Genomic DNA, 25,003 nt, shown 5'->3' with positions numbered 1-25,003 from the left:
GAGGTCATTTAATGAAAAAGTTATTTATTAGTGCTATTGCGATGTTGATACTTTTAGCAGGGTGTTCACTAGATTCTCCATTAGAAAAGAATGACAAGGATAAATTAAACAAGAAAAAATCTGAAGTTGTCATTGGCGTTAGTATATCTACGTTAAATAATCCGTTTTTCGTAAAAATAAAAGATGGTATTGAAGATGAAGCCAAAAAGCAAGGCGTTAAAGTAAAATTTGCCGATGCACAAGATGATGCAGCAAAACAATCAAACGACATAGACGATTTAATTCAACAAAATGTAGACTACCTTATTGTTAATCCAACAGATTCAGATGCGATTTCAGGTAGTATACAAATTGCGAATGATCAAAATATCCCAGTAATTACTTTAGATAGAGAAGTTGCTAAAGGGGAAGTTGCATCATTTATTGCTTCAGATAATGTTAAAGGTGGAGAAATGGGTGGCCAACTGATTGTAGAGCAATTCGGTAAAAATACGAAAGTTGCTGAATTAGAAGGTATACCTGGTGCAAGTGCAACGAGAGAACGTGGTAAAGGGTTCCATAATGTAGCAGATAAATCACTAGATGTGGTATCGAAACAAAGTGCCAAGTTCAATAGAACAGAAGGATTGAATGTGACGCAAAATATTATACAAGCACATCCAGATATCAAAGCTATTTTTGCGCAAAATGATGAAATGGCATTAGGTGCTGTAGAAGCGGTTGGTAATAAGGATATCAAAGTTATTGGCTTTGATGGTAATGAGGATGCAATTAAATCCGTAGAAAACAATAAATTATATGCTACTGTAGCACAACAACCTCATTTAATGGGAGAGGAAAGTATTAAAACAGTAATGGATTTATTTGATGGTAAGAAAGTAGACAAGAAAAACAAAATTCCATTAGAAATGAAAAAACAAAATTAAATGGTATTGATCTAGAAAAAAGCCGGATGTAGCAAATACTACTCCGGCTTTGAAATTTATATAATTGATGATTATTTATATGAAATATAGTTATATAAATAGCTTTATCTCATTTATTGCTTTGGTACGAAGTGATTTGATGTAAATTAGATGTCTAAACCTTTTTCATAATTTTGACGATCTTGTTGTTCTTTTGCATAACGCTCAGGATTCTTTTTATAAAAATCTTGATGCTCAGTTTCTGCTTCATAAAATGTAGAAGCGGGTAGAATTTGTGTCGCAATCGCTTTATCTTTATCCATAGTATCCTTTAATTTCTCAATATAAATTTCTGCCAGTTCTTTTTGATCTTCATTTGTGTAGAAGATAGCAGTTTTGTATTGTGAACCTCTATCTTGAAATTGCCCACCTTCATCAGAAGGATCTATTACAGAAAAGAAAATTTCTAATAATTTGTTGTAGGAAAACAGTGCGACATCATATTCGATTTCGACAGTTTCCAAATGACCGGTATTACCACTTTTGACTTGCTCATATGAAGGATTATCTACATGTCCTCCCATATAACCAGAGGTTACTTTTTCTATGCCCTCAAATGTATCAAAGGGTTTAACCATACACCAAAAGCAACCTCCAGCGAAGTATGCTTTGTTAATATTCATGCTTAACATCCTTTCCGTATTAGACCTTAGTACCATATATAAAGATATCACTTGATTTTTATACTCTTTTTATATAACTTTAATATATGTTAATTATAGTACATAGCAGTGCAATTTTGAAGATATAAGGTTGATACTAATGAATGAAGACAAACAAAGAAGCAATACAAACACAAGCAACAGCACCAAAAAAGCGCCTATGCGTAGGGTCAAGAAGAAGCGGATTAAGAAATTACCAATAATCATTTTAATTTTTATTGTGATTTTAGCAATTATCGTAGGTTATGCAGTACATGGTTATAATTCCGGTATTGATTATGCCAAAGACCACGGTAAAACATTAAAGCAAGAAAAATTTAATGGTGCCGCTAAAAATGACGGTAAGATTACGGTAATGGTATTAGGAGCAGACGCCGAAGACGGTGGTATTTCTAGAACAGATTCTATTATGATTGCTCAATACGATTATGTTCACAAAAAAATGAAGATGGTATCTGTCATGCGTGATATCTATGCTGACATTCCTGGAAGTGGACAACATAAGATTAACTCTGCATATTCTATCGGCGGACCAGAATTATTGAGACAAACGTTGAAGAAAAATTTAGGTATTGATCCTGAATACTACGCTGTTTTAGATTTTACTGGTTTTGAAAAAATGATAGATGAACTGGAACCGAACGGTGTACCAATCGACGTTGAAAAAGACATGTCAAAAAATATTGGCGTATCGTTGAAAAAAGGTCATCATCGTTTAAATGGTAAAGAACTCTTAGGTTATGCGAGATTTAGACATGATCCTGAAGGAGATTTTGGACGTGTCCGTAGACAGCAACAAGTGATGCAATCTCTAAAAGAGGAGCTTGTGAGTGTAGATTCAATCCTCAAGTTACCTAGAGTTGCAGGTATTTTAAGAGGTTACTTAAATACCAACATGCCGGATTCTGCATTGGTGCAATCAGGATTAAACTTTGGTATTCGTGGTGACAAGAATGTAGATTCTATAACATTACCGATTAAGGGAACTTATCAAGACATTCAGTCACCAACGGACGGCAGTGCTTTAGAAATTGATAAAGAGAAGAATAAAGAAGCAGTTAAGAAATTCTTGGATGAATAGTATTGTTGCTATATAAGTGTGAGACAAAGAAGTAATACAGCACTTGATTTTTATCATATTTCGTTAGTTAGTCTGTTCGAGTAAATATATTTAGCAAGAAGTATAGAACTGGTGAAGTTTTCGTATTTTTACGCAGTACGATGTTAAAATAAATTTAACGAAAAAGATTAGCATTAATACACCAATCCCCCTCGCTACTATTATAGTGAGGGGGATTTTTTATAGTGTTGGTTATTAATTATCTATCGCGTTTACTTAGCTAGTAAGTAAACTATGCCATGGCGCAACCACTGATGACTGGCACAATGATATAAACGGAAAAGGTTAACAAATAATACACCTTATCTCTACGCCAAATTGACGCCTGAGAGTTAGGTGACTTATGCATGAGCGAAAGCTCAGGTCAATCCTTTATCCTTAGAGATAGGGCGGTGAAATATTTTAAAATAAATTAGATTTCTGTCCTACTCTTTTTGCTGTGAAATGCTTGCTTTTAGACAAGATGTGTTCATATTCTGTAATAGAATGATTATTACTACTGGTCAGATTTTCTAACTCCACCAACTCCATAATGTGATGGCTTCATTTCTTCTATAACTACTTGTATTGCTTCTTTATTAGCACCAGTTGTTTTCTCAACTGCATTTGTTACTTCACTTACTAAGTTTTTAAGTTGTTCATCTGAACGACCTTCTAATAATTTCACATTTATGATTGGCATATGTAATTCCTCCTAAAAATAATTTAAAGATATTATATCACGAAAATTCAAAAAATTATAAAAATATCAAATGAGAACATTTGTTCTTGTTTGTATTGATTTAGAACAAATGTTCGTATATAATAGAGTTACTTTAGGGAGGTTGTTTGATATGTATGATTATAATCTAGTGGAAGAAAGAGACGTATTGTGTATAGATCAAAAGAGTTTCTTTGCGAGTGTATCTTGTATTCAAAAAGGGTTAGACCCTATGACTGAAAAATTAGCAGTGGTTGCTGATACTAAAAGACAAGGTTCAGTAGTATTAGCTGCCACAGGACCACTAAAAGCACTAGGTATCAAAACTGGATCTAGATTATTTGAAATACCACATAGAAATGATATTTATATTATTAATCCAAGTATGAGAAAATATTTAGAAGTTTCTATAGAAATATCAAAAATTGCATTGCAATATATTGCGCCAGAAGACTTGCATCAATACAGTATAGACGAATTCTTTATGGATGTGACGAATAGTTATCATAGATTTAGTAGTACGGTTCATTCATTTTGCCAAAAATTACAACTTGAAATCAAAGAAGCAACAGGTATTAATTGTTCAATAGGGATAGGCTCAAATATGTTATTGAGTAAAATTGCAATGGATATAGAAGCCAAACATAACGATAGTTTAATTGCAGAATGGCGTTATCAAGACGTACCTAAAAAACTTTGGCCAATTCAACCATTGAGTAAATTTTGGGGGATTAGCAGAAAAACAGAAGCTAAATTGAATAAAAGAGGAATTTTTACTGTTGGTGATTTAGCACATTACCCGTATACGTATTTAAAAAGAGACTTAGGCATCATTGGTATCGATTTACATTTACATGCAAATGGAATTGATGAAAGTAGAGTGCGAGATAAATATAAAGTGATAAATCCATCTATTTGTAAAAGTCAAATACTCATGAGAGATTGTCGTTACAGCGAAGCCAAAGTAGTTATGCGTGAATTGATTGAGGATGTTGCTAGTCGTGTTAGAGGAAGAAATCAATTAGCTAAGACGATTCACTTTTCATTTGGTTATAGTGATGAAGGTGGTGTAAGCAAACAGTATACGTTAGAAGATCCAACAAATCTAGAAGATAATATGTACAAAGTGGTTGAAGGTTTTGCAGATGAATTATGTGACCATTATGCATTATTTCGTACAGTAAGTATTTCTTTAACTCAGTTCATCGATGAGAAAGATAGACAATTGAATTTATTTATTGATGAGTACGAAAGAAAAAGAAATGAAAAGCTAGCTAAAACTATAGACGCCTTACATAGGAAATTTGGGCGAGGAATTGTATCAAGAGCCGTATCTTATACAGATGCAGGTACAAAACATGGTCGTCTTGGTCTTATGGCAGGCCATAAAATGTAAAGTCTCACTTCTTCTCAATTCAGTTGAGATAGTGGGAGTTACGCATGAGCAATAGCTCAAGTATACCTAAAAACCACTGCTTAAACTATTAAACTAATGGGGCTACCAAAATTGATTTCGTAGCCCCACTTGTAAAATTTCATATATTAACCAATGTAAGTATCAAAATCACTGAGGGCCTCAGCCCCAGCTTTACGGTCTTCAGGATTTTTAAAACTAATGCGTAATGCACCGTATATATCTTCACGGACCTCTAAAATTCTAAGGTTGCTTATAGAAATATTATGTAAACTCAGAATGTTTGTCACTTTGCTAATCATACCTGGTTTATCCGGAATATCAACATATAGATCATACTCCACGGAAAGAGCTCCTTGTTGTTTAAGGGGAAGCTCATCACGATAAGTTTTAGCATCATTAAAGAAAGCATGAAGGTCTTCGGCGTTATTACGCTCAATTAACGATATAACTTCTCCCATTTGATCTTTCCATTCTTTTAAGATACTTAATATAGTGTCTTTATTCTCGACTGTAATATCACGCCACATAACCGGGTTACTGCTTGCAATTCTAGTGATATCTCTAAAACCACCAGCAGCCAATGTTTTCACTAAAGCAGAATCATCCACATGTTGGGCATTTAAATGGACCAAACTTGAAGCGATAATGTGAGGGACATGACTGACAATCCCAGTAACAAAATCATGTTCTTCTGCAGTTGTTGAAATAAATTTAGCATCGGTTGTCTTTAATAGGTCTTGGATTTCTTCAAAAGCTTGATCATTAGCTGGTTCATTATGCACGAGTATATAAAAAGCATTTTCAAACAAATGTTTTTTAGCATTTAATACACCAGATTTGTGACTACCAGCCATTGGATGGCCACCGATAAGGTGAATATCATATTTTAAAAGAAATTGTTCATACTGTTGAATCGTTGATTTTGTACTACCAGTATCTGTAATAATAACGTTTTTCTTTAATTGATAGCTTGGTAATTCTTGTAAGTATTTTATTGTTTGTTGTACGGGTGTTGCATATACAATGATATCTGCATTTTCGACGCTTGATTTATAGTCTGTCGATTGAAAATCAATGATACCAATAGATAAAGCTTTATCTAATTGAGATGTATCAGCATCAAATGCTGTAATTTCTATATCATTATGATAGTATCGTAAATTACTCGCTAGACTGCCACCGATAAGGCCTAGACCAACGAAAAGTATCTGTTTCATTAAGCGAATCACCTCTATCAAAATTTTCAGAATAGTAATATTGTATAGTAGGTATTACTAATACGCAATACGTGAGGAAATTTTTGCTTAACTACTAATGATATTTTAAGAATTTTAAAATCGTAGTGATAATTTTATTGAGAATGAATTGTTAGAGCTGACAATACGAAATATTACCTAAAACAAATAGGTAAGAAATGAATCAGTGAAACATAAGAACATAAACCAAATAGAATTATGCTAAAGTAAGGGAGAGTAATCAATGAACAATCTAACATATGATAAGTATAGTGATAATTATTTAAAAAATAAGACTATTTATAACGATATTCAAAAAAGGGGAGTGTAGAATTTGAAAATAGAGAACATTTTAATTGCAGGTCAACATGAATCTGATTTTTATCCATATTTAAAACAGTTAGAGAATTATAATTTGCGTTTTAAAGCGGCCGATATTATTTCACAAGAGGATATGAATTGGGCAGATACATATGTAGGATTTGCTCCTAATGAAAATTTTGAACCTTCAAAAGTCAAATGGGTGCACACTTTTAATGCAGGAGTGAATAATTATTTAGCCATTTCTGGGTGGGATAATACTCTGTTAACTAGAACAATCAGTGATTTCGGAGAAAAAATGAGCGAGTATTGCTTGAGTTATATATTATCTGATTTACAATATCACTCCCAATTCAAAGCACAACAAAAAGCTAAAGTTTGGTCTGTTAAATCACCAAGTTCATTGAAAGATCAAATCATAACAATACTAGGTACAGGTGAGATTGGCCAAAAGATTGCAGAAGTATTCTCAGCATTTGGTGCTACTGTAAACGGTATTTCAAATAGTGGTCAAGATAAAGCATATTTTAATCAAATAAGTAAAATAGAAAATGCTGATATAATACTTGAAAGCTCAAATTATATAATTAGTACCTTACCATTAACACAAGATACAGAAAAGCTATTAAATCAACATCTCTTTGATTATTTAGACAATGTATATTTTATAAATGTAGGTAGAGGGAAAGTAGTTGATACGGACCACTTAATAGATGCTTTAGATGAAGGTAAGTTAAGGCATGTTGTATTAGATGTCTTTGAGTCAGAACCATTAACAGAGGACTCTGAGTTATGGGAAAGGAAAGATGTTACGATTACTCCCCATATTTCAGCGTTAACAGATATTGATGATGCCATATCATGTTTTTGTAACACATTGAAAAAGTTAGAGAATAATGAATCAGTATCTAATCAAGTAGATTTCAGTAAAGGATACTAAATTTAGTTAAGAATTAAGCAAGTTTATTTCAGTTATAAGTGTTAAGGATTTCGTACAATTATACCAATTTTTTAGGATAAAAGTTAAAATAGACTTATATATACTAGGAGGGGATTGCATGACTGAATCAATTTTCACCACAATTCAAGAATTAACAGAAATTAATAGCCCATCAGGACACGCAGAAAAGGCAATTAATTACGTTAAAGATGAAGTTGAACATTTAGGTTATACAACAACACTGACGAACAAAGGGGCATTATTGATCACTGTGAAAGGTGAGGACGATGAAGCACAAAAATGTATCACTGCACATGTTGATACGCTTGGTGCTATGGTCAAAGAAATTAAAGAAGATGGAAGATTAGCCTTGGACTTGATTGGTGGCTTTAGTTATAACGCTATTGAAGGAGAATATTGTGAAATAGAAACTTCATCAGGACAAACTTATACTGGAACTATCTGTTTACACGAGACGAGTGTACATGTGTATCGAAATAATGACGATATATCAAGAAATATTGATCATATGGAAGTCAGATTAGATGAAAAAGTATTGTCAAAAGAAGATACTGAAAGTCTAGGTATAGATGTAGGAGACTTTATAAGTTTTGATCCAAGAACTCAAATCACACCATCAGGATTTATAAAATCCCGTCATTTAGATGATAAGGCAAGTGTTGCAATGATTATAGAGTTTTTAAAAACAATGAACAACGAAAACTTAACATTACCTCATACTACACAATTCTATATTTCAAACAACGAAGAAATTGGTTATGGGGCGAATGCTTCAATTTCACCCAAAATTGTTGATTTTATAGCTTTTGATATGGGTGCTTTAGGTGATGGTCAAGCATCGGATGAATATACAGTATCAATTTGCGCGAAAGATGCATCAGGACCTTATCATAAGGGGTTACGTGAACAATTAGTTAATTTATGCCACTTTAATAACATCCCTTATAAAGTAGATATTTATCCATATTATAGTTCAGATGCCTCTGCAGCACTAAAGGCAGGCGCTGATATCAGACATGGTTTGTTTGGTGCAGGTATTGAATCTTCACATGCGCTAGAGCGTACACACATAGAGTCTTTAAGAGCAACTCAAGCACTGCTTCATGCATATTGTTTAGCTCCTATCCAATAATGATGTTATAAAAAGCCTTGTTACGAAACTTATAGAAGCCTATTAGTAAATTATTATCCAAGATTATATTAAAATTTACTTTTGATTTTTTTAATAGTAAGGAGCTTGATTTATCTTGAATATTTTAGCAATACTATCACCAGCCATATTTTATGCGGTGTTATTAGCAATTCAATATTTTTTATCTAGAACAGGAAATAAAATAGTGGGAGCAATTGTACCTGTTATATTTGTAAGCGTTCTTATCTATTTATATTTATCAGAAAAGCTAGGGCTAAATATATGGGGAGCTATAATATTTGGCATTATAGGACTATTATTTCTACTTGGTCAATGGGATAGCGCACAAAAAGATAACAAGAAAAAGACGAAAAAAGAATCAGATAAGGTAGAAGGATAAGACTTAAATTCATAAAGAAATACTTTTATAAATGTAGAGATAATATATTCAATTTTAGGGATACTGAAAGTATTATGCATGGATGAACTTTTCAGAGTCATTATTAGAGATGGTCAGTAACGAAGGCTTATAGTAGCAAAACAAACCACCCGTTATACGGGTGGTTTTGATTTAAAGTTTATAAATTATTAGTAAATCCTCCATCTACTTCTAACTTCCTCATTTCGTTAACTTCTTTTTTATTATTCAAAGTAAAAACATGTACTTTTAATCCATTGTCATGAGCACGTTTTATTAAAGATTTATTTACCATTTTATGATTGATGCCTATACCATAAACTAATTTAGAAAGTTTTTTCAATTTTTTATTATTTAATTTGTTTATATCTTTATCGTATACTAGTTTGATTAAGGGTATATTTTCATTTAATTTATGGATGTTGGTTAAACTATTTAAAGAAAAAGACTGAATGATTACTTTTCAATTGTTTAAATTATGAGGTGTTAATAATGTTTTCTTATTTAATTCTTCTACTAACTTCTTATCCATTTCTGGGTACATTTCGGGTGTTTTAGTTTCAATGTAAAAATTAGTTTTATTATAATATTTTTTTAGCACATTAGATAGTTCAGGTACTTTTTCTTTTGAATATATATTGTCAAACCAAGAACCTGCGTCTAATTTATATATATCAGAACTTGTCTTATTTTTTACTAAACCTTTACCATTTGTAGTTCTACTTACATCACTATCATGCATAGCTATTAGCTTTTTATCCTTAGTCATTTGTAGGTCAAGTTCTAAGTAATCAGCTTTTTGTTCAATTGCTTTGTCATAGGCCGCATAAGTGTGTTCTGGAGCAGAACCACTAGCTCCTCTGTGTGCAATAGTTATATAGTCTTTTTCCAATATATTACTTTTACATCCTATCAACATAAAGCAGCTAAATAAACTTATCATAATTAGTTTTTTCATTTTTCACCTTCTATTAATCTAATTTTACACTTTTTCTAAGGATCACTATAATAAGTAAACGCTTAATATAAAATTATAAGTTATAGCCTATTGAATTAAACAATTGTTTGTAATTATTTTTAGCGCTATCAAATGTTAATTCAGGTTTTGTTTTAACATTGCTTAACGGCTTTTCAATAATATCTAGCATATATTTAGTTAATTGTTCTATATTATTTTTTTCTACAAGATAACCATTTTTACCGTGATCAATTATTTCAGACGGCCCGTACTTTACATCGTATGAAATCACAGGGCACCCGACATTTATACTTTCCATTACAGACAAGCCGAATCCTTCAAATGAGCTAGTTAAAAGCGAAGCCTTAGATTTCTGAAATTCATATGAGGGATCATTTGTAAAACCATGAATATGTACCTTGTTTTGGATGCCGAGATCGAATATCAAATTCTCAATTACTGAAACTTCACTAAATTCGCCTCGTCCATAAATATCCAATGAAGTATTATAACCACTTTCTAAAAACTTAGAATATGCTTTTAGTATATGGTCAATTTGTTTCTCTTCAGCAATTCTTCCTATAAACACAAACCTATCTTCTTTCACTACATTATTAGAATATGGATTAGAGTTTATAAAGTGGGGTATTACAGAAATTTTATCTGAGCTAATATTGCTAACGTTTTGTATATCATTTTTTTGTTTGTTAGTTAAAAGTAAATATTTAGATACTTTATGATAGTTTTCTAGTGCAAATTTATAGGATGGTTCAACCTTATCAGCATTCATGTGACTACTGTGGAAAACAAGTATATTCTTAGTGTTGATTTTTTTGTTGAGTAATGGTTTATCAAGTAATCTAGCATCACAAAACACTGTATCATTTTCACTGAATTTGTTATCAAAATAATGTTGGAATAATTGTTTTTCAGTTTTAAATGTTTTGTGTGGTCGATTGTCTGTATAAGTTTGTATTTGAATTACATTGTTAGCATCATTATCTTCAAAGAATTTCTTACAATAAATTATTTCATTTGCATCAAAAAATTCTTCGGCAATTTTTTTATAACTATTAGGAGAGTAGTAAATTTTTCTATGTAATAATCCATAATTATTATATTGCCAACGCTGAATTCTCTTCTTACTAATAGGAGACATAAAGTCTTCAAACTCTAATATTTTACTGTCTTTAAAATATTTTCTATATAAAACATAGGAATCGTTACTATCGTAGTAACGTACAATATTATCAGTTTTCCCAAACTTATATTTCAAATCATTCATTTCAATTGGTGTTTCTATATATTTGATTTTCTTTAGTATTTTGCTTCGAGGTGATGTTAGTAACTTATAATTTGCTAACCAGTCATATATATTTTCATATTTTATGTTTTCAGTGACTTTCTCTTCTTTTAAAAACGTTTCATATACATCATTATAATTAGGATTGTAATTAGTAGTTAATATTGTAGAAGGGATACCTAATACTTCATCTAAAAATTTTGTTCTTCCCAATAAAGATTTTGTTCTTCCTCCGTGTACTGGAGGAAGTATACTTGTAACTGTATATATCATTATTTTAAACTCCTTAAATAATAATAAGCCCGTTTAATGAAAATGATTTTATATCCTGAGCAATATAAAAATTAACATAATACTTCGATTTGAGGCTTTAATTTCCCTTTAATAATAGTAAGCAATACTTTCTAAAATTCGCCTTATAGAATTTCTGATTAATCATCATTACATTTACTTTATAGAAATTTTTCTTTTATAAGAACCTCCTTTATATTTTGAAATAAATAAACAACACATGCATATAATATTTTTATTCTAATGAATTAAATAAAATTCAACTTCCCAGTAAGAATGAAATATAGTATGTATTCATATTAGCAAACAATATAAGTATTTAATATAAAAATTGCGCAATTTATAAATTAATTTTGTTTATTGTGCTTGAAAAGTAATATTTTAAAACAGATTGTCCAATACGAATTGAATAGATGAATTTAGTTCAATATTGTTTTACTAAAGTGAGGTTATTAAAAAAGGATTGAATATTTAACTGTTATAGAGTTTATTATTTATTTATATTGTGAATAATATAAGGAGTTATACAAAAAGTATACAATTTTTCGCATATGTATAATTCATAGTCTAATGAAATTAAGTGTTGTAGTGGAGCTATCATAAAATACATCAAATTATTTAACTTGTAAGCGTTATAGTTGTTTAATTATAGTAAATAAAATGTAGTATTTTGGATTGGAGTATTTGACACTGCCTTTTCAACAGCTATTAATAATGTGAAACAAATTGTTTATAACGATTTCTAGTCGAAAAGGGGATGAATAAATATGTACTTTAAAGAAGCAACGATTTCTGATGTAACTATAATTCATAAGTTGATGATTAAAGCATTTTCAGAATACAAAAATGATAAAATGCCGTCTAGCGCTTTAGAAGAAACAGAGAGCAATATTGCTAAAGCGTTATCGCAAGAAGGAGAAAAAGCTTTAATTGCATATGAGTCAGATGAGCCAGTGGCAATGGTTAGATTTAAAATAGAACAATATAAAATGAATTTTTATCGTCTATCTGTAAATCCTCTATACCAAGGAAAAGGTGTAGGTAAGTATTTGTTAAAGTCATTAGAACTATATGCAAAAAATGAAGGTGTAGCAGAAATTATATGTAAAGTTCGCATGAATATAAAAAGAAATGTTTGTCTTTATAAAGATATAGGTTATTCTATATTTGATTATTATACTATTGATAAGCCAAATAAGAAGTCATTACATATTGTATCTATGAAGAAATTTATCTAAGTATACACTGAAGGAATAATGCGAATTATTGTTTAAGCCAAAGAAAAGGTTAAAAATAAGTGAAATCAGAAATGAAATCATTACTTTTAAGATTATATTTCACGGTATATGACCACAGTTTTCACTTTAGTTATTGCATCTTATTGTGATAGCTTTAAAATAGAGAGTAAGTAGTTAGAACGAAATTATAATTAAATTTTGATCTAAGAATGAAAATGCTGTTTGGGAGATTATAAACTATGAAAAAACTAAGTTTGAGAGCGGTACTATTTACTATATTTTGGCTTTTAGTATTATTATATGCTGCTTATGTAACATTTGCAGATGATAAGATACCATATCATCCAATTATATTCTTATTTTTATTTGCAATAGGTGCGAATATTATCAAGAAAGTAGCACCGAAAGATAATTATGAAAAATATCAAAATAACGAAGATAGATTACGATAAAAGTTGTGAATACAAGGTTTTTAATAATTGACACATCTTTGAAAACGACATTTAAATTTATGAAATTAAATTTAAGTGTTGACAAAGTCGATTTATACTAGTAGGATTTTACTTAATTACTTATCGCAACAAAAGTTGCCATTTGAAAGATAACGTAGCAAATATGTGATGTAGCAATAAGAAAGCTAATGGTTGATGGAAATTAGCACTGCATATATTGTGAATTGGGCTTTTAAATGAAAATTAAATAGCAATTAAAGTGAACAATGAATTTGTTAACTAAGGTGGCACCACGGTAACGCGTCCTTACAGTATGCGTTAGTGTGGTGTTTTTTTATATTTAAATTGAACTGAATTAGAAGGCAAAATGAAGTAAGTGATGATTAGGTATTTGCAGAAAGTTAGTGGTTGATGAGAACTAACACCTACATATACTGAAATTGGGTTTTGTTGGATAAAAAATGAATAAAATAAAGAGAGAGTAGATGGTTTTTAGAAAACTAGATATTTACTAATTTTAGGTGGTACCGCGCGTCAGCGTCCTTAAACATTGTTTAAGGATGCTGACTTTTTTATAAGGAGGAAAGTAATATGAAAGTACAATATCAAAAATTAAAAGCTGAAGTTAGCCCAGAAGCTCTTGCAAGATTAAGAAATAATAAAATAATTTTAGAAAGTTCGGATCAATCGCAATTGAAAGGGCGTTATTCTATTGTCATTTTCGACACGTATGGAGCTATTACTTTAGATAATGACGTAATGACTGTAGAAACACCGAACGGAATTAACATAGAACGTAACCAACCATATGACAAGATGAAAGAACTTATTGATCAATACAAAACAGCTATAGATGACGAAATATTGGCTCAATTACCATTTATATCAGGGTTTGTTGGATCATGTAGTTTTGATTTAGTGAGACATGAGTTCCCGGTATTAAAGAAAATCGAATTAGCAGATCATCCACAACACGATACGAAATTTCATATGGTAGAGGATGTTTATATTTTTGATCATTATAAAGAACATTTATATGTTATAGCGACGAACTTATTCTCTAATGACAATGACTCACAATTACAGGAACGTGTGCAACGTCGTGTGGCAGAGTTGCAACAAATTAAAATTTATCCAACACAAATTGATCATATTTCAACAGAGAAGGATATAAAATCCAATATGGCACCAACACGATTTATTGAAACAGTTGAACATATGAAAACACTTATTCAACAAGGCGATATGTTTCAAGTTGTACCATCGATTATTTATAGCTACGAACACTTTTTTGGTCAACAGCTACAACAATTGTCATACCAACTTTATCAAAATCTAAAACGGCAAAATCCAAGTCCATATATGTACTATATGAATATGGATGAACCTATTATTGTTGGAAGTTCACCTGAGAGTTTTGTAAAGGTACAAGGTGAAACGGTAATCACTAATCCAATTGCTGGAACAATTAAAAGAGGTGCTACCGAAGATGAGGATAAAATAAATGAAGCGCAGTTGAAAAATGATGATAAAGAATTAAGTGAACATAGTATGCTAGTTGATTTAGGACGCAATGACATTCATAGAGTGAGTCAGACTGGAACATCAAAAATTCAAAAACTAATGACAATCGAACGCTATGAACATGTAATGCATATCGTAAGTGAAGTAACCGGTAAATTAAAAAGTAACTATTCTCCAATGTCTGTAATTGCGAGTTTATTACCCACAGGAACGGTTTCAGGTGCGCCAAAACTGAGAGCGATTCAACGTATCTACGAATCACAACCACATAAACGTGGTGTTTATAGTGGTGGTATTGGTTATATTAATTGTAATCATGATTTAGATTTTGCATTAGCAATAAGAACGATGATGATTAATGAAACACATGTGAATGTTCAAGCAGGCTGCGGTGTAGTATTTGACTCTATACCTGAAAAAGAGCTTGAAGAAACGAAACTGAAAGCCAAAAGTTTATTGGAGGTATCACCATGATATTAATTGTCGATAACTACGATTCTTTTACTTATAATTTAGTAAATATGATAGCACAGCATAAAGAAGTGATTATTAAGTATCCAGATGACCCAAATATATATAATTTAGATGTTGAAGGTATAGTGATATCACCAGGTCCTGGTCATCCATTAGATACTGATAATCTAATAAATATTATTAAGCACTATGAAAATAAACCTATATTAGGTGTTTGCTTGGGTGCACAAGCATTAACTTGTTATCATCAAGGAGATGTGATCCAAAGTGAACATATTATGCATGGTAAAAAAGATCAAATGCAAATCATAAAAGAGACAAAGTTATACAGTGATATTCCAGAATATTCTGAAATAATGAGATACCATTCACTTATTAGCGATCCACAAACGATGCCTGAATCTTTATCAATTACAGCGACAACGAAAGATTGTATTCAATCATTCGAACATTTGCAGTTATTACACTTTGGCATTCAATATCATCCCGAATCATTTGCTACTGAATTTGGGGAACAAATTATTAAAAACTTTTTAAAGATAGTAGAGGAGGTTGCAAACCATGGAATTACAAGCATTACTCAATCAATATAAACCATTAAATCAGAGAGAAATGAATGCGTTTATCGAGTTACTTATTTCTGAAGATGTAAAAGATGAAGTGAAAATAGAATACTTAACTTCGTTTTCCGAAAAAGAAATTACACAGGAAGAATTAACATACATTGTTAAAAGTTTGATACATTCTATGTATGATCAACAGCCTTACTATCCAAATAGTATGTGTGTTTGCGGTACCGGTGGAGATAAATCTAATAGTTTCAATATTTCAACCACTGTCTCTTTTGTAATCGCGAGTGCCAACGTTCCAGTTATTAAACATGGTAATAAGAGTGTTACGTCATCATCAGGAAGTACAGATTTACTAAATGCTATGCAAATTCAAACTACTTCTGTAGAACAGACACCGAGCCAATTAGACAATACAGGGTTAGCATTTTTAAGTGCAACAGAAACGTATCCAATTATGAAGCAAATACAACCTATAAGAAAACATATGAGTAACCCAACGATTTTTAATATAACAGGCCCGATAATAAATCCTTTTAAATTGGATTATCAAGTTATGGGTGTCTATGAAACTTCAAAACTAGATAAAATTGCTCAAACGTTAGCAGATTTAGGGCGAAAAAAAGCAATTGTAGTGTATGGGGCTAATGGTATGGATGAAGCAACTTTGTCTGGAGACAATATTATATATGAAGTGAACGCAAATGAAAGTGTTAAAACTTACACTTTAAATGCTAACGATGTTGGACTAGATTATGCGCCAAATGAAGAATTAATCGGTGGTACACCAGTTGAAAATTTGGAAATAACTAAAAACATTCTGAATGGTACAGATCGCAGTGCTAAAAGAGATGTCGTTGTATTGAATGCTGGTATTGCACTATATGTGTCAGAGCAAGTGAGTACAATTCAAGAAGGTGTAAGTAAAGCACAGAAATTGATTGATGAAGGCGAAGCATTAGCGCAATATAACAAAATGGGAGGCAAAACGTATGACTATATTGGATGAAATAGTATTATATAAAAAGGATTTGCTCGAACAGGGCTATTATGAAGAAAAATTAAAAACCCTTGATGATGTAGATATTTCACATAAAACTACTTTTAAGGCACAAATAGATGAATCAGATCGATTAGCAGTTATTGCAGAAATTAAATCTAAAAGTCCAACATTAAATGAATTGCCAGGTAGAGATTTAGCGCAACAAGTTAAAGATTATGAAGCTCACGGCTCTAATGCAGTCTCAATATTAACTGATGAGCAATACTTTGGGGGGAGCTATGAACGTTTACAATCCTTAACTACTCAAACTGACTTACCAGTATTATGCAAAGACTTTGTCGTAGATAAAATACAAATAGATGTTGCTAAAAAAGCAGGCGCTTCAATTATTCTATTAATAGTCAATGTCTTAACCGATCAGCAATTGAAAGAGTTATATCAATATGCAACTTCATTAAATTTAGAAGTACTTGTTGAGGTGCATGATAAAGAAGAGTTATCACGTGCTTATCAGCTAAATCCACAAATTATTGGTGTGAATAACCGAGATCTAAAAAGATTTGTTACAGACGTCTTGCATACTAATGAAATTTTAGAAAATAAAAAAGATGGTTATTATTATATTTCGGAAAGTGGCATTCGTGATGAACAAGATGTAGCGAATGTTGTTGATTCTGGTATAGATGGTTTATTGATTGGTGAATCGTTAATGAAATGTGATGATTTAAGCCAGTTTTTACCAGGTTTAAAATTAGATAAGGTGAAGAAATGAAGTTGAAATTTTGTGGTTTTCGTCAGCTATCAGATGTGAAGAAAGCAAAAGATTTGGACATCGATGCGATGGGGTTTATCCATTTTCCCAAAAGTAAGCGATTTGTTGATATCCAAACGATTAGGCAATTTACAGATGTTATCCCTGATGATAAGGAAAAGGTAGTTATCTTGGTGAATCCTGATTATGATGTGATAGACAATTTAATAGAAGAAACTGGGATCACATCAATGCAATTACACGGTGAGGAACCATTATCCACAATCTCATATATAAGACAAAAAAGTAAGGATATTAAGATTATTAAAGCCTTGCCAGCCAAAGATAGTGAATCATTACTGACAGCAATTGAATATTATAAACATGTAGTAGATCAATTTATTATAGACACACCATCACAAAACTATGGTGGTACAGGTAAAGTGTATGATTGGGAAATACTTAAAGTTGTTAATGATATTGATTATTTGATTGCAGGCGGTATCAATTATGAAAATATTCAAAAGATAGAAAAATTATCACTACAACATAGTGGTTATGATATTGCTAGTGGTATAGAAACAAATAATGATAAAGATAAATGTAAAATGCAATCAATAATAGAACTTGTAAAAGGAGCTAATTAATTATGGTAAAAAACATCCAAACAGAAGTAGATGAATTTGGTTTCTTTGGTAATTATGGTGGGCAGTATGTACCAGAAACCTTAATGCCAGCAGTACAAGAACTTAAACAGGCATATCAAGAGGCAAAAGAAGATCCTAAATTCCAAGAAGAACTCGATGGCTATTTAAAAGATTATGTCGGCCGTGAAACACCATTGACTTATGCAAAGTCGTACTCTGAATCATTAGGCGGCGCCAAAATCTATTTGAAACGTGAAGACTTAAACCATACTGGCGCTCACAAGATAAATAATGCGCTTGGACAAGCACTGTTGGCTAAACGTATGGGCAAAAACAAACTGGTTGCTGAAACAGGTGCAGGTCAACATGGCGTGGCTAGCGCAACAGTAGCTGCGTTGTTTGATATGGAACTTGTTGTATTTATGGGTGAAGAAGATATTAAGAGACAATCACTAAATGTTTTTCGAATGGAATTATTAGGCGCAAAAGTAGAACCAGTAACTGAAGGGCAAGGAACGCTGTCCGATGCAGTGAACAAGGCGCTACAATATTGGGTGAGTCATGTAGAAGATACCCATTATTTATTAGGGTCTGCGTTAGGTCCAGATCCGTTTCCTACTATTGTAAGAGACTTTCAAAAAATTATAGGTACTGAGATTAAATCTCAAGTTCAACAAATTGAAGGTCGCTTACCTGATGCCATTGTAGCTTGCGTGGGTGGAGGATCAAATGCAATTGGAACGTTTTACCCATTTGTCGAAGATGATGTAAAATTATATGGCGTCGAAGCAGCTGGTGAAGGTTTTGATTCTGACAAACATGCGTTAGCAATAAATAAAGGTAAAGAAGGCGTGTTACACGGTACTAAAATGTACCTAATACAAGACGAGCATGGTCAAATAGAATTAGCACACTCTATTTCAGCTGGATTAGATTATCCTGGCGTTGGTCCTGAACATTCGTATTATCATGATATCGGCAGAGTGAAGTATGCAACCGCAAGTGATAAACAAGCTATGGATGCACTTGTTAGATTCACTAAAGCTGAAGGCATTATCCCTGCTATTGAAAGCGCGCATGCGTTAAGTTATGTAGAAACATTGGCACCGACTATGAACTCAGATGAAATCCTAGTTGTTACAGTGTCAGGTCGTGGTGATAAGGATATGGAAACAATCAGAAATTATATGAAACAGGACGGTGACACACATGAATAAACTATTTATACCATATGTAATGGGAAATAAGCATTTTATTGAAAATGTGAAAACATTAAGTCATGTAGGTGCTGATATAATTGAGGTGGGGGTGCCTTTTTCAGATCCAGTCGCTGATGGTCCTGTGATTATGGATGCCGGGAATAAAGCAATTCAAGAAGGTGTGAATATACAATTCATTTTGGATCAACTCACAAAACATCGTGATGAAATCCAAAGTGATTATGTATTAATGACGTATTATAATATCATCAATTATTATGGTGAAGAAGACTTTTTACAAGCATGCGAACGTGCCGGAGTATATGGATTAATTATACCTGACTTACCCCATGAATTAGTGCAACAATTTAAAGCACGTCATCCACATAGAAAGACAAAAATCATCTCATTAATCGCTATGACAACATCTGAATCTAGAAGTGATCAAATCGCTAAAGACGCAGAGGGTTTTATATATACTGTAACAATGAACGCTACAACTGGTGAAAATGGTAAATTCCATCCAGATTTAAAAGATAGAATAAAAAAAATAAAAGATAAATCTGAAGTTCCCGTAGTTGCTGGCTTTGGTATACGAACACCAGAACATGTTAAAGATATTACTGAGGCATCAGATGGAGTAGTTATAGGTAGTGAAATTGTTAAACGATTTGAAAATGATAGCGAAAAAAATATGTTGAATTACTTGAAATCTATAAGAAATGCACTTAATCAATAAAATTCCACAATAATTTTATGTATGAATTTGTTAAAATAAGGGTATCAGATTATCAGAGGATTATTGATAATCCTTATTTTATAAAGAGGTGATATAAAATGAGTAAAAAAGTTTTATTCATACTAACAAGTAGAAATCAATATGATGATGGAACACCAACAGGATTATGGTTAGAAGAGGCGAGCGAGCCTTATAATATATTAACTGAAGCAGACATTGCTGTAGATATAACTTCTATTGAAGGCGGTGCAGTTCCTTTAGATCCAAATTCAACACAAAATAACGAACTTGATAAATATGCAGAATTTGTAGCAAAAATTAAAGATGTACCTAGTATTGCAGAAGTAGATGTAGCTCAGTATGACGCTGTGTATCTACCTGGTGGTCACGGAACAGTATTTGATTATGCACACAATCAACAATTATCATCGATATTAGCAGATTTTAAAGATGAAGATAAAATTATTTCATCTGTATGTCACGGACCAAGTGCATTTGTTGGCGCCAAAGATAAACAAGGTAATTTCTTAGTTAATGGCGTTACACTTACTTCATTTACAGATGAAGAAGAACGTGCAATGGGCTTAGAAAATAAAGTGCCATTCTTAACTCAAACAGAATTAGAAAATCAAGGTGCTAAGTTCGTAACTAAAGAAAACTTTACCGAACATATAGAAACAGATAGTCAATTTATAACTGGACAAAATCCACAATCAAGTGTTGCTATCGGTAAAGCATTACGCGATGCATTAAAATAAACACAATGATAATTTATTAGTTATTTGCGCTAAATAAAAACTGGGAGACTTATGAAGTTTCCCAGTTTTTATTATATGTTAAGAAGTAGACTAATATATATTAATATTTAAATTTAAATGTAGATGAAGAAAGTCGAATTAAACACATATACGCAAGGCTGATAGCTTTAATAATGTAATATAAAGTGAAAATATTGTTTGTCTAACCTATTGTCATTAAGATGTTTTTAGTAAATAAATGTATATTAAAACACTTTTTAATAATTAAAATAATGCTGATGAAAGATTAAATATAAATACTTTGTTAGAATAGAAGTAATGGTATAATTGTAAGACACATAATGAATATAAAGCGTTTTGGACAGGGTATTGATTTTGTTTTATGAATGAATATTGTATAATAATTAAGATTGAAGTTTAACTCGAAAAAGAATTATAGACAATTAGGAGTATATAAAAATGAAATTTACAAATTTAACTGCAAAAGAGTTTGGTGCATTTTCAGATAAAATGCCAAATAGCCATTTCACGCAAATGGTAGGGAATTATGAATTAAAAATTGCAGAAAGTACTGAAACACATTTAGTAGGTATAAAAAACAATGATAATGAAGTCATTGCAGCTTGTTTATTAACTGCAGTACCAGTAATGAAATTCTTTAAGTATTTTTACACTAATAGAGGTCCGGTTATAGATTTTGAAAATAAAGAATTAGTGCATTACTTTTTCAATGAACTATCTAAATATGTGAAAAAACATAATGCGCTTTACTTAAGAGTTGATCCTTATTTAGCATATCAATATCGTAATCATGATGGTGAGGTATTGGAAAATGCAGGACATGATTGGATTTTCGATAAAATGAAGCAGCTTGGATATAAACACCAAGGATTTTTAACTGGTTTCGATTCAATTATTCAAATTAGGTTCCACTCTGTACTGGATTTAGTAGGCAAAACTGCTAAAGATGTACTAAATGGTATGGATAGTTTACGTAAACGAAATACTAAAAAAGTACAAAAAAATGGCGTGAAAGTAAGGTTCTTAGGGGAAGATGAGTTGCCAATTTTCCGTTCATTCATGGAAGATACATCTGAAACTAAAGACTTTGACGATAGAGACGATGACTTTTACTATAATAGATTAAGGTATTATAAAGATCGTGTATTAGTACCTCTAGCTTATATGGATTTCAATGAATATATTGAAGAATTGCAATCTGAACGTGAGGTGTTAAGCAAAGATATCAATAAAGCAGTGAAAGATATCGAGAAAAGACCTGAAAATAAAAAAGCATATAATAAAAAAGATAATCTAGAGAAACAACTTATAGCGAATCAACAAAAAATTGATGAAGCTAAAACTCTACAAGAGAAGCATGGTAATGAACTACCAATCTCAGCAGCATATTTCATCATTAATCCTTATGAAGTAGTGTATTATGCTGGTGGAACGTCAAATGAGTTTAGACATTTTGCGGGTAGTTATGCCATTCAATGGAAGATGATTAACTATGCTATTGATCATAATATTGATAGATATAATTTTTATGGAATTAGTGGTCATTTTACAGAGGATGCAGAAGATGCCGGTGTAGTTAAATTTAAAAAAGGATTTAATGCGGATGTAGTGGAATATGTTGGTGATTTTATTAAACCAATCAATAAACCAATGTACAAAATTTATACGACATTAAAGAAAATTAAAGATAAAAAGAAATAAACATTTAATAGAAGGGAACTAAGCTAGAATGAAATTTACAGAGTTAACTGTCAAAGAATATGATAATTTTGTACAGAATCCAGCACTAGAGAGTCATTACTTTCAAGTGAAAGAAAATATTGCGACAAGAGAAGAAGATGGATTTCAAGTTGTTTTATTAGGCTTAAAAGATGACGACAATCAAGTTATTGCTGCTAGTCTTTTCTCTAAAATCCCAACAATGGGAAGCTATGTTTATTATTCAAATCGTGGACCAGTGATGGATTACAATGATTTAGGTTTAGTAGATTTCTATTTACGTGAATTAGATACGTATTTACAGCAACATAATTGTTTGTATGTAAAGATGGATCCTTATTGGATATATCAAATTTACGATAAAGATATTAATCCTTTATCAAATCAAGATAAGAATGATGCATTAGTAAATTTATTTAAGTCACACAATTATACGCATCATGGTTTTACAACGGAATATGATACATCAAGCCAAGTGAGATGGATGGGTGTATTAAAACTTGATGGTGAAACGCCAGCATCATTAAAAAAACAGTTTGATAGTCAGCGTAAACGAAACATAAATAAAGCGATTAATTACGGTGTTAAAGTTAGATTATTACCAAGAGAAGAATTTGGTATATTCTTAGAACTTTATCGTGAAACGGAAGAACGTGCTGGTTTTGTTTCAAAGACAGATGAATATTTCTACAATTTCATTGATAATTATGGCGATAAAGCGTTAGTACCATTGGCATATATTGATTTAGATGAATATATTAATAATACGCAAGAGGGTATTAATGAAAAAGAAGCGCGTAGAGATCAAATGATGCAAAATGAAAACAAATCGGACAAACAATTGAAAAAAATTGCTGAGTTAGATAAACAAATCGAGCATGATAAAAAAGAATTGCTACATGCAAGTGAATTAAGACAAACTGATGGGGCGATATTGAATCTAGCAGCAGGTGTATACTTTGCAAATGCGTATGAAGTAAATTATTTCTCAGGTGGTTCTTCAGAGAAATATAACCAATATATGGGGCCTTATATGATGCATTGGTTCATGTTAAATTATTGTTTTGATCATGGATATGGACGTTATAATTTCTATGGACTATCAGGTGATTTCACTGAAAATAGTGAGGATTACGGAGTTTATCGTTTTAAACGTGGTTTTAATGTACAAATCGAAGAATTAATCGGTGACTTCTACAAACCAATCAAGAAAACGAAATACTGGTTGTTTAATACACTGAATAATTTAAGAAAAAAAGTTAGAAAATAAAAAAAGAAAGCATACTGATGATGTTAAGCCCTGGTCAGTATGCTTTCTTTCGTTCTGAAGTTGGTTATATTAGGATGGCATTCCAATATAACAGTGAACTAAAGTGTGGAATAGTCTGAAAAGTTATGTTCTAGTTGCACTCCACATATTTTAGTATAGCATAGGGTAAAACAATTTCAATATTTAAGAATAAAAATAATTTTATAGTAAAAAAAGTTTTTATATTATAAAAAATACATAAAACACCCTAAAACTTAACATTTTAGGGTGTTTTTGGTTACAAAGGTGTTCTCGATCCATATAAAAGTTAGTTCAATAAATAAAAAAGACTAATTTAATGCATCTATGATATAACTGACACCTATAATAAAGAATACAGCGCTAATAAATATAGCAATAATAAATGCAGCTATGAGTGGATTAAATAACAATATAATCCCGAATAAAATAGCTGAAATATTTAAAATAATTGAGATAATATGAAAAATCTTATTTGATTTTTCTAAAGGCGTCACATTAAACATATTGAAAAACGCATTAATAATAAACCAAATTGCAAACAAATAAACAATAAATGTCGTACTTGTCACTACATTGAACAAGATTAATAAACCGAGGATTATATTAATAATACCTAATATAACAAGCATTGTAGCACTTTGATTTGCTGTTCTTTTAATTACTTGTCTTACAAATATTTCTAAAAAACCATTAATTATAAATAAAAGACCAATTAACCAAGTTATAGCAAATAAGTTTTCTTCTGGAAAACTTATGATAAATACACCTATAATAAGAAAACTTACGCCGATGATTAAACTAGACCATTTAATGGTTGAAGATTGATGCATAAATGTCACTCCTAAACTTTTTACTAACTAATATATACCCAAAAACGAGAAAAAAACACCATTTTTTAAGTGGACTATAATTATGTTATGTAACCCTACATAAGTAATAGCAAAATCAAAAACATATTATAGGGATTGCTAGTTCATCTAGGAAGAGTAGCGCAACTCAATGAATGCGCTTGCTTAAGATTGATTTCTATATTATTTGTATGGATATTGACGCTGAGATTTGGATTTCTGAGCATCGAATTATATGTCCGTGTATCATTAACCGTTTAAATGCTAATAAATGCCTATGTGTTATT

Annotated in this window: 23 protein-coding genes and 1 pseudogene; 18 read left to right on the top strand and 6 right to left on the bottom strand. The window is 31.3% G+C overall.

The genetic code is table 11. The annotated features are described in order from the left end of the window. Window positions 1-11 precede the first annotated feature (11 nt). A complete protein-coding gene (locus BTM19_RS02440) occupies window positions 12-926 on the top strand; it encodes a D-ribose ABC transporter substrate-binding protein (protein ID WP_029377371.1) in 915 nt (304 codons plus the stop codon). Between the two features lie 146 nt (window positions 927-1,072). On the opposite strand, the gene msrA is transcribed toward BTM19_RS02440, so the two are convergent. Beyond that, window positions 1,073-1,588, bottom strand: coding sequence for a peptide-methionine (S)-S-oxide reductase MsrA (gene msrA, locus BTM19_RS02435; RefSeq protein ID WP_029377370.1), 516 nt, complete (start codon window positions 1,586-1,588; stop codon window positions 1,073-1,075). A gap of 139 nt (window positions 1,589-1,727) precedes the next feature. Between msrA and BTM19_RS02430 the strand changes: the two genes are divergently transcribed. Further along, on the top strand, window positions 1,728-2,708 hold the full coding sequence (locus BTM19_RS02430; protein WP_029377369.1) for an LCP family protein: 981 nt from the start codon (window positions 1,728-1,730) through the stop codon (window positions 2,706-2,708). Between the two features lie 535 nt (window positions 2,709-3,243). On the opposite strand, the gene BTM19_RS02425 is transcribed toward BTM19_RS02430, so the two are convergent. Continuing rightward, window positions 3,244-3,429 carry a 2-hydroxymuconate tautomerase gene (locus BTM19_RS02425; protein WP_029377368.1) on the bottom strand — a complete coding sequence of 62 codons (186 nt, stop codon included), beginning with the start codon at window positions 3,427-3,429 and terminating at the stop codon, window positions 3,244-3,246. Between the two features lie 151 nt (window positions 3,430-3,580). On the opposite strand from BTM19_RS02425, the gene BTM19_RS02420 reads away from it, so the two are divergent. Continuing rightward, entirely contained in the window at window positions 3,581-4,843 is a 1,263-nt protein-coding gene (locus tag BTM19_RS02420) for a Y-family DNA polymerase (RefSeq protein WP_029377367.1), read from the top strand. Between the two features lie 146 nt (window positions 4,844-4,989). Here BTM19_RS02420 and BTM19_RS02415 read toward each other — a convergent pair whose 3' ends face one another. Continuing rightward, entirely contained in the window at window positions 4,990-6,081 is a 1,092-nt protein-coding gene (locus BTM19_RS02415; RefSeq protein WP_029377366.1) for a prephenate dehydrogenase, read from the bottom strand. A gap of 352 nt (window positions 6,082-6,433) precedes the next feature. Between BTM19_RS02415 and BTM19_RS02410 the strand changes: the two genes are divergently transcribed. The 3 genes from BTM19_RS02410 (at window position 6,434) to BTM19_RS02400 (ending at window position 8,913) form a co-directional block, all read left to right on the top strand. Beyond that, a complete protein-coding gene (locus BTM19_RS02410) occupies window positions 6,434-7,360 on the top strand; it encodes a D-2-hydroxyacid dehydrogenase (RefSeq protein ID WP_038678452.1) in 927 nt (308 codons plus the stop codon). Window positions 7,361-7,478: 118 nt separating this feature from the next. Beyond that, window positions 7,479-8,513 carry a M42 family metallopeptidase gene (locus tag BTM19_RS02405; protein ID WP_029377364.1) on the top strand — a complete coding sequence of 345 codons (1,035 nt, stop codon included), beginning with the start codon at window positions 7,479-7,481 and terminating at the stop codon, window positions 8,511-8,513. Between the two features lie 115 nt (window positions 8,514-8,628). Beyond that, entirely contained in the window at window positions 8,629-8,913 is a 285-nt protein-coding gene (locus BTM19_RS02400; RefSeq protein WP_038678454.1) for a hypothetical protein, read from the top strand. Window positions 8,914-9,091: 178 nt separating this feature from the next. On the opposite strand, the pseudogene BTM19_RS02395 reads toward BTM19_RS02400, so the two are convergent. Together BTM19_RS02395 and BTM19_RS02390 are read right to left on the bottom strand one after the other, a co-directional pair. After that, window positions 9,092-9,823: pseudogene (locus BTM19_RS02395) on the bottom strand (glycerophosphodiester phosphodiesterase family protein). A 139-nt stretch (window positions 9,824-9,962) separates the two neighbouring features. After that, window positions 9,963-11,465, bottom strand: coding sequence for a glycosyltransferase (locus BTM19_RS02390; RefSeq protein ID WP_069796576.1), 1,503 nt, complete (start codon window positions 11,463-11,465; stop codon window positions 9,963-9,965). 785 nt (window positions 11,466-12,250) lie between these two features. Between BTM19_RS02390 and BTM19_RS02385 the strand changes: the two genes are divergently transcribed. From BTM19_RS02385 to BTM19_RS02330, 12 genes are all read left to right on the top strand, one after another. Then, window positions 12,251-12,721, top strand: a complete 471-nt coding sequence (locus BTM19_RS02385) for a GNAT family N-acetyltransferase (protein WP_051664333.1) — start codon at window positions 12,251-12,253, stop codon at window positions 12,719-12,721. A 239-nt stretch (window positions 12,722-12,960) separates the two neighbouring features. Further along, complete coding sequence (locus BTM19_RS02380) at window positions 12,961-13,173, top strand: hypothetical protein (protein ID WP_029377356.1); 213 nt, start codon at window positions 12,961-12,963, stop codon at window positions 13,171-13,173. 591 nt (window positions 13,174-13,764) lie between these two features. Beyond that, window positions 13,765-15,171 (top strand): anthranilate synthase component I, encoded by a 1,407-nt coding sequence (locus tag BTM19_RS02375; protein ID WP_099265716.1) that lies wholly within the window; start codon window positions 13,765-13,767, stop codon window positions 15,169-15,171. Then, complete coding sequence (locus tag BTM19_RS02370) at window positions 15,168-15,764, top strand: anthranilate synthase component II (RefSeq protein ID WP_029377354.1); 597 nt, start codon at window positions 15,168-15,170, stop codon at window positions 15,762-15,764. Before BTM19_RS02375 ends, BTM19_RS02370 begins: the two co-directional genes overlap by 4 nt. Continuing rightward, entirely contained in the window at window positions 15,733-16,749 is a 1,017-nt protein-coding gene (gene trpD / locus BTM19_RS02365; protein WP_029377353.1) for an anthranilate phosphoribosyltransferase, read from the top strand. The genes BTM19_RS02370 and trpD overlap by 32 nt, the downstream gene beginning before the upstream one ends. After that, window positions 16,733-17,515: an indole-3-glycerol phosphate synthase TrpC gene (gene trpC, locus BTM19_RS02360; protein ID WP_038678460.1), complete on the top strand. Its 783-nt coding sequence runs from the start codon at window positions 16,733-16,735 to the stop codon at window positions 17,513-17,515. The genes trpD and trpC overlap by 17 nt, the downstream gene beginning before the upstream one ends. After that, the gene (locus BTM19_RS02355; protein ID WP_029377351.1) at window positions 17,512-18,141 is read left to right on the top strand and encodes a phosphoribosylanthranilate isomerase; all 630 of its coding nucleotides are present in this window, start codon (window positions 17,512-17,514) and stop codon (window positions 18,139-18,141) included. The genes trpC and BTM19_RS02355 overlap by 4 nt, the downstream gene beginning before the upstream one ends. 2 nt (window positions 18,142-18,143) lie before the next feature. Further along, the gene (gene trpB / locus BTM19_RS02350; protein ID WP_029377350.1) at window positions 18,144-19,358 is read left to right on the top strand and encodes a tryptophan synthase subunit beta; all 1,215 of its coding nucleotides are present in this window, start codon (window positions 18,144-18,146) and stop codon (window positions 19,356-19,358) included. After that, window positions 19,351-20,079: a tryptophan synthase subunit alpha gene (gene trpA, locus BTM19_RS02345; RefSeq protein ID WP_029377349.1), complete on the top strand. Its 729-nt coding sequence runs from the start codon at window positions 19,351-19,353 to the stop codon at window positions 20,077-20,079. The genes trpB and trpA overlap by 8 nt, the downstream gene beginning before the upstream one ends. Window positions 20,080-20,177: 98 nt before the next feature. Beyond that, on the top strand, window positions 20,178-20,837 hold the full coding sequence (locus BTM19_RS02340) for a type 1 glutamine amidotransferase domain-containing protein (protein ID WP_029377348.1): 660 nt from the start codon (window positions 20,178-20,180) through the stop codon (window positions 20,835-20,837). A gap of 459 nt (window positions 20,838-21,296) precedes the next feature. Further along, a complete protein-coding gene (locus BTM19_RS02335; protein WP_029377347.1) occupies window positions 21,297-22,559 on the top strand; it encodes an aminoacyltransferase in 1,263 nt (420 codons plus the stop codon). A 28-nt stretch (window positions 22,560-22,587) separates the two neighbouring features. Continuing rightward, window positions 22,588-23,847, top strand: coding sequence for an aminoacyltransferase (locus BTM19_RS02330; protein ID WP_029377346.1), 1,260 nt, complete (start codon window positions 22,588-22,590; stop codon window positions 23,845-23,847). A gap of 329 nt (window positions 23,848-24,176) precedes the next feature. Here BTM19_RS02330 and BTM19_RS02325 read toward each other — a convergent pair whose 3' ends face one another. Then, a complete protein-coding gene (locus BTM19_RS02325; RefSeq protein WP_038678462.1) occupies window positions 24,177-24,698 on the bottom strand; it encodes a DUF308 domain-containing protein in 522 nt (173 codons plus the stop codon). Between the last annotated feature and the right edge of the window lie 305 nt (window positions 24,699-25,003).

The organism is Staphylococcus xylosus (assembly GCF_002732165.1).
Classification (GTDB): domain Bacteria; phylum Bacillota; class Bacilli; order Staphylococcales; family Staphylococcaceae; genus Staphylococcus; species Staphylococcus xylosus.
This window is presented reverse-complemented; position numbering and strand designations above follow the sequence as displayed.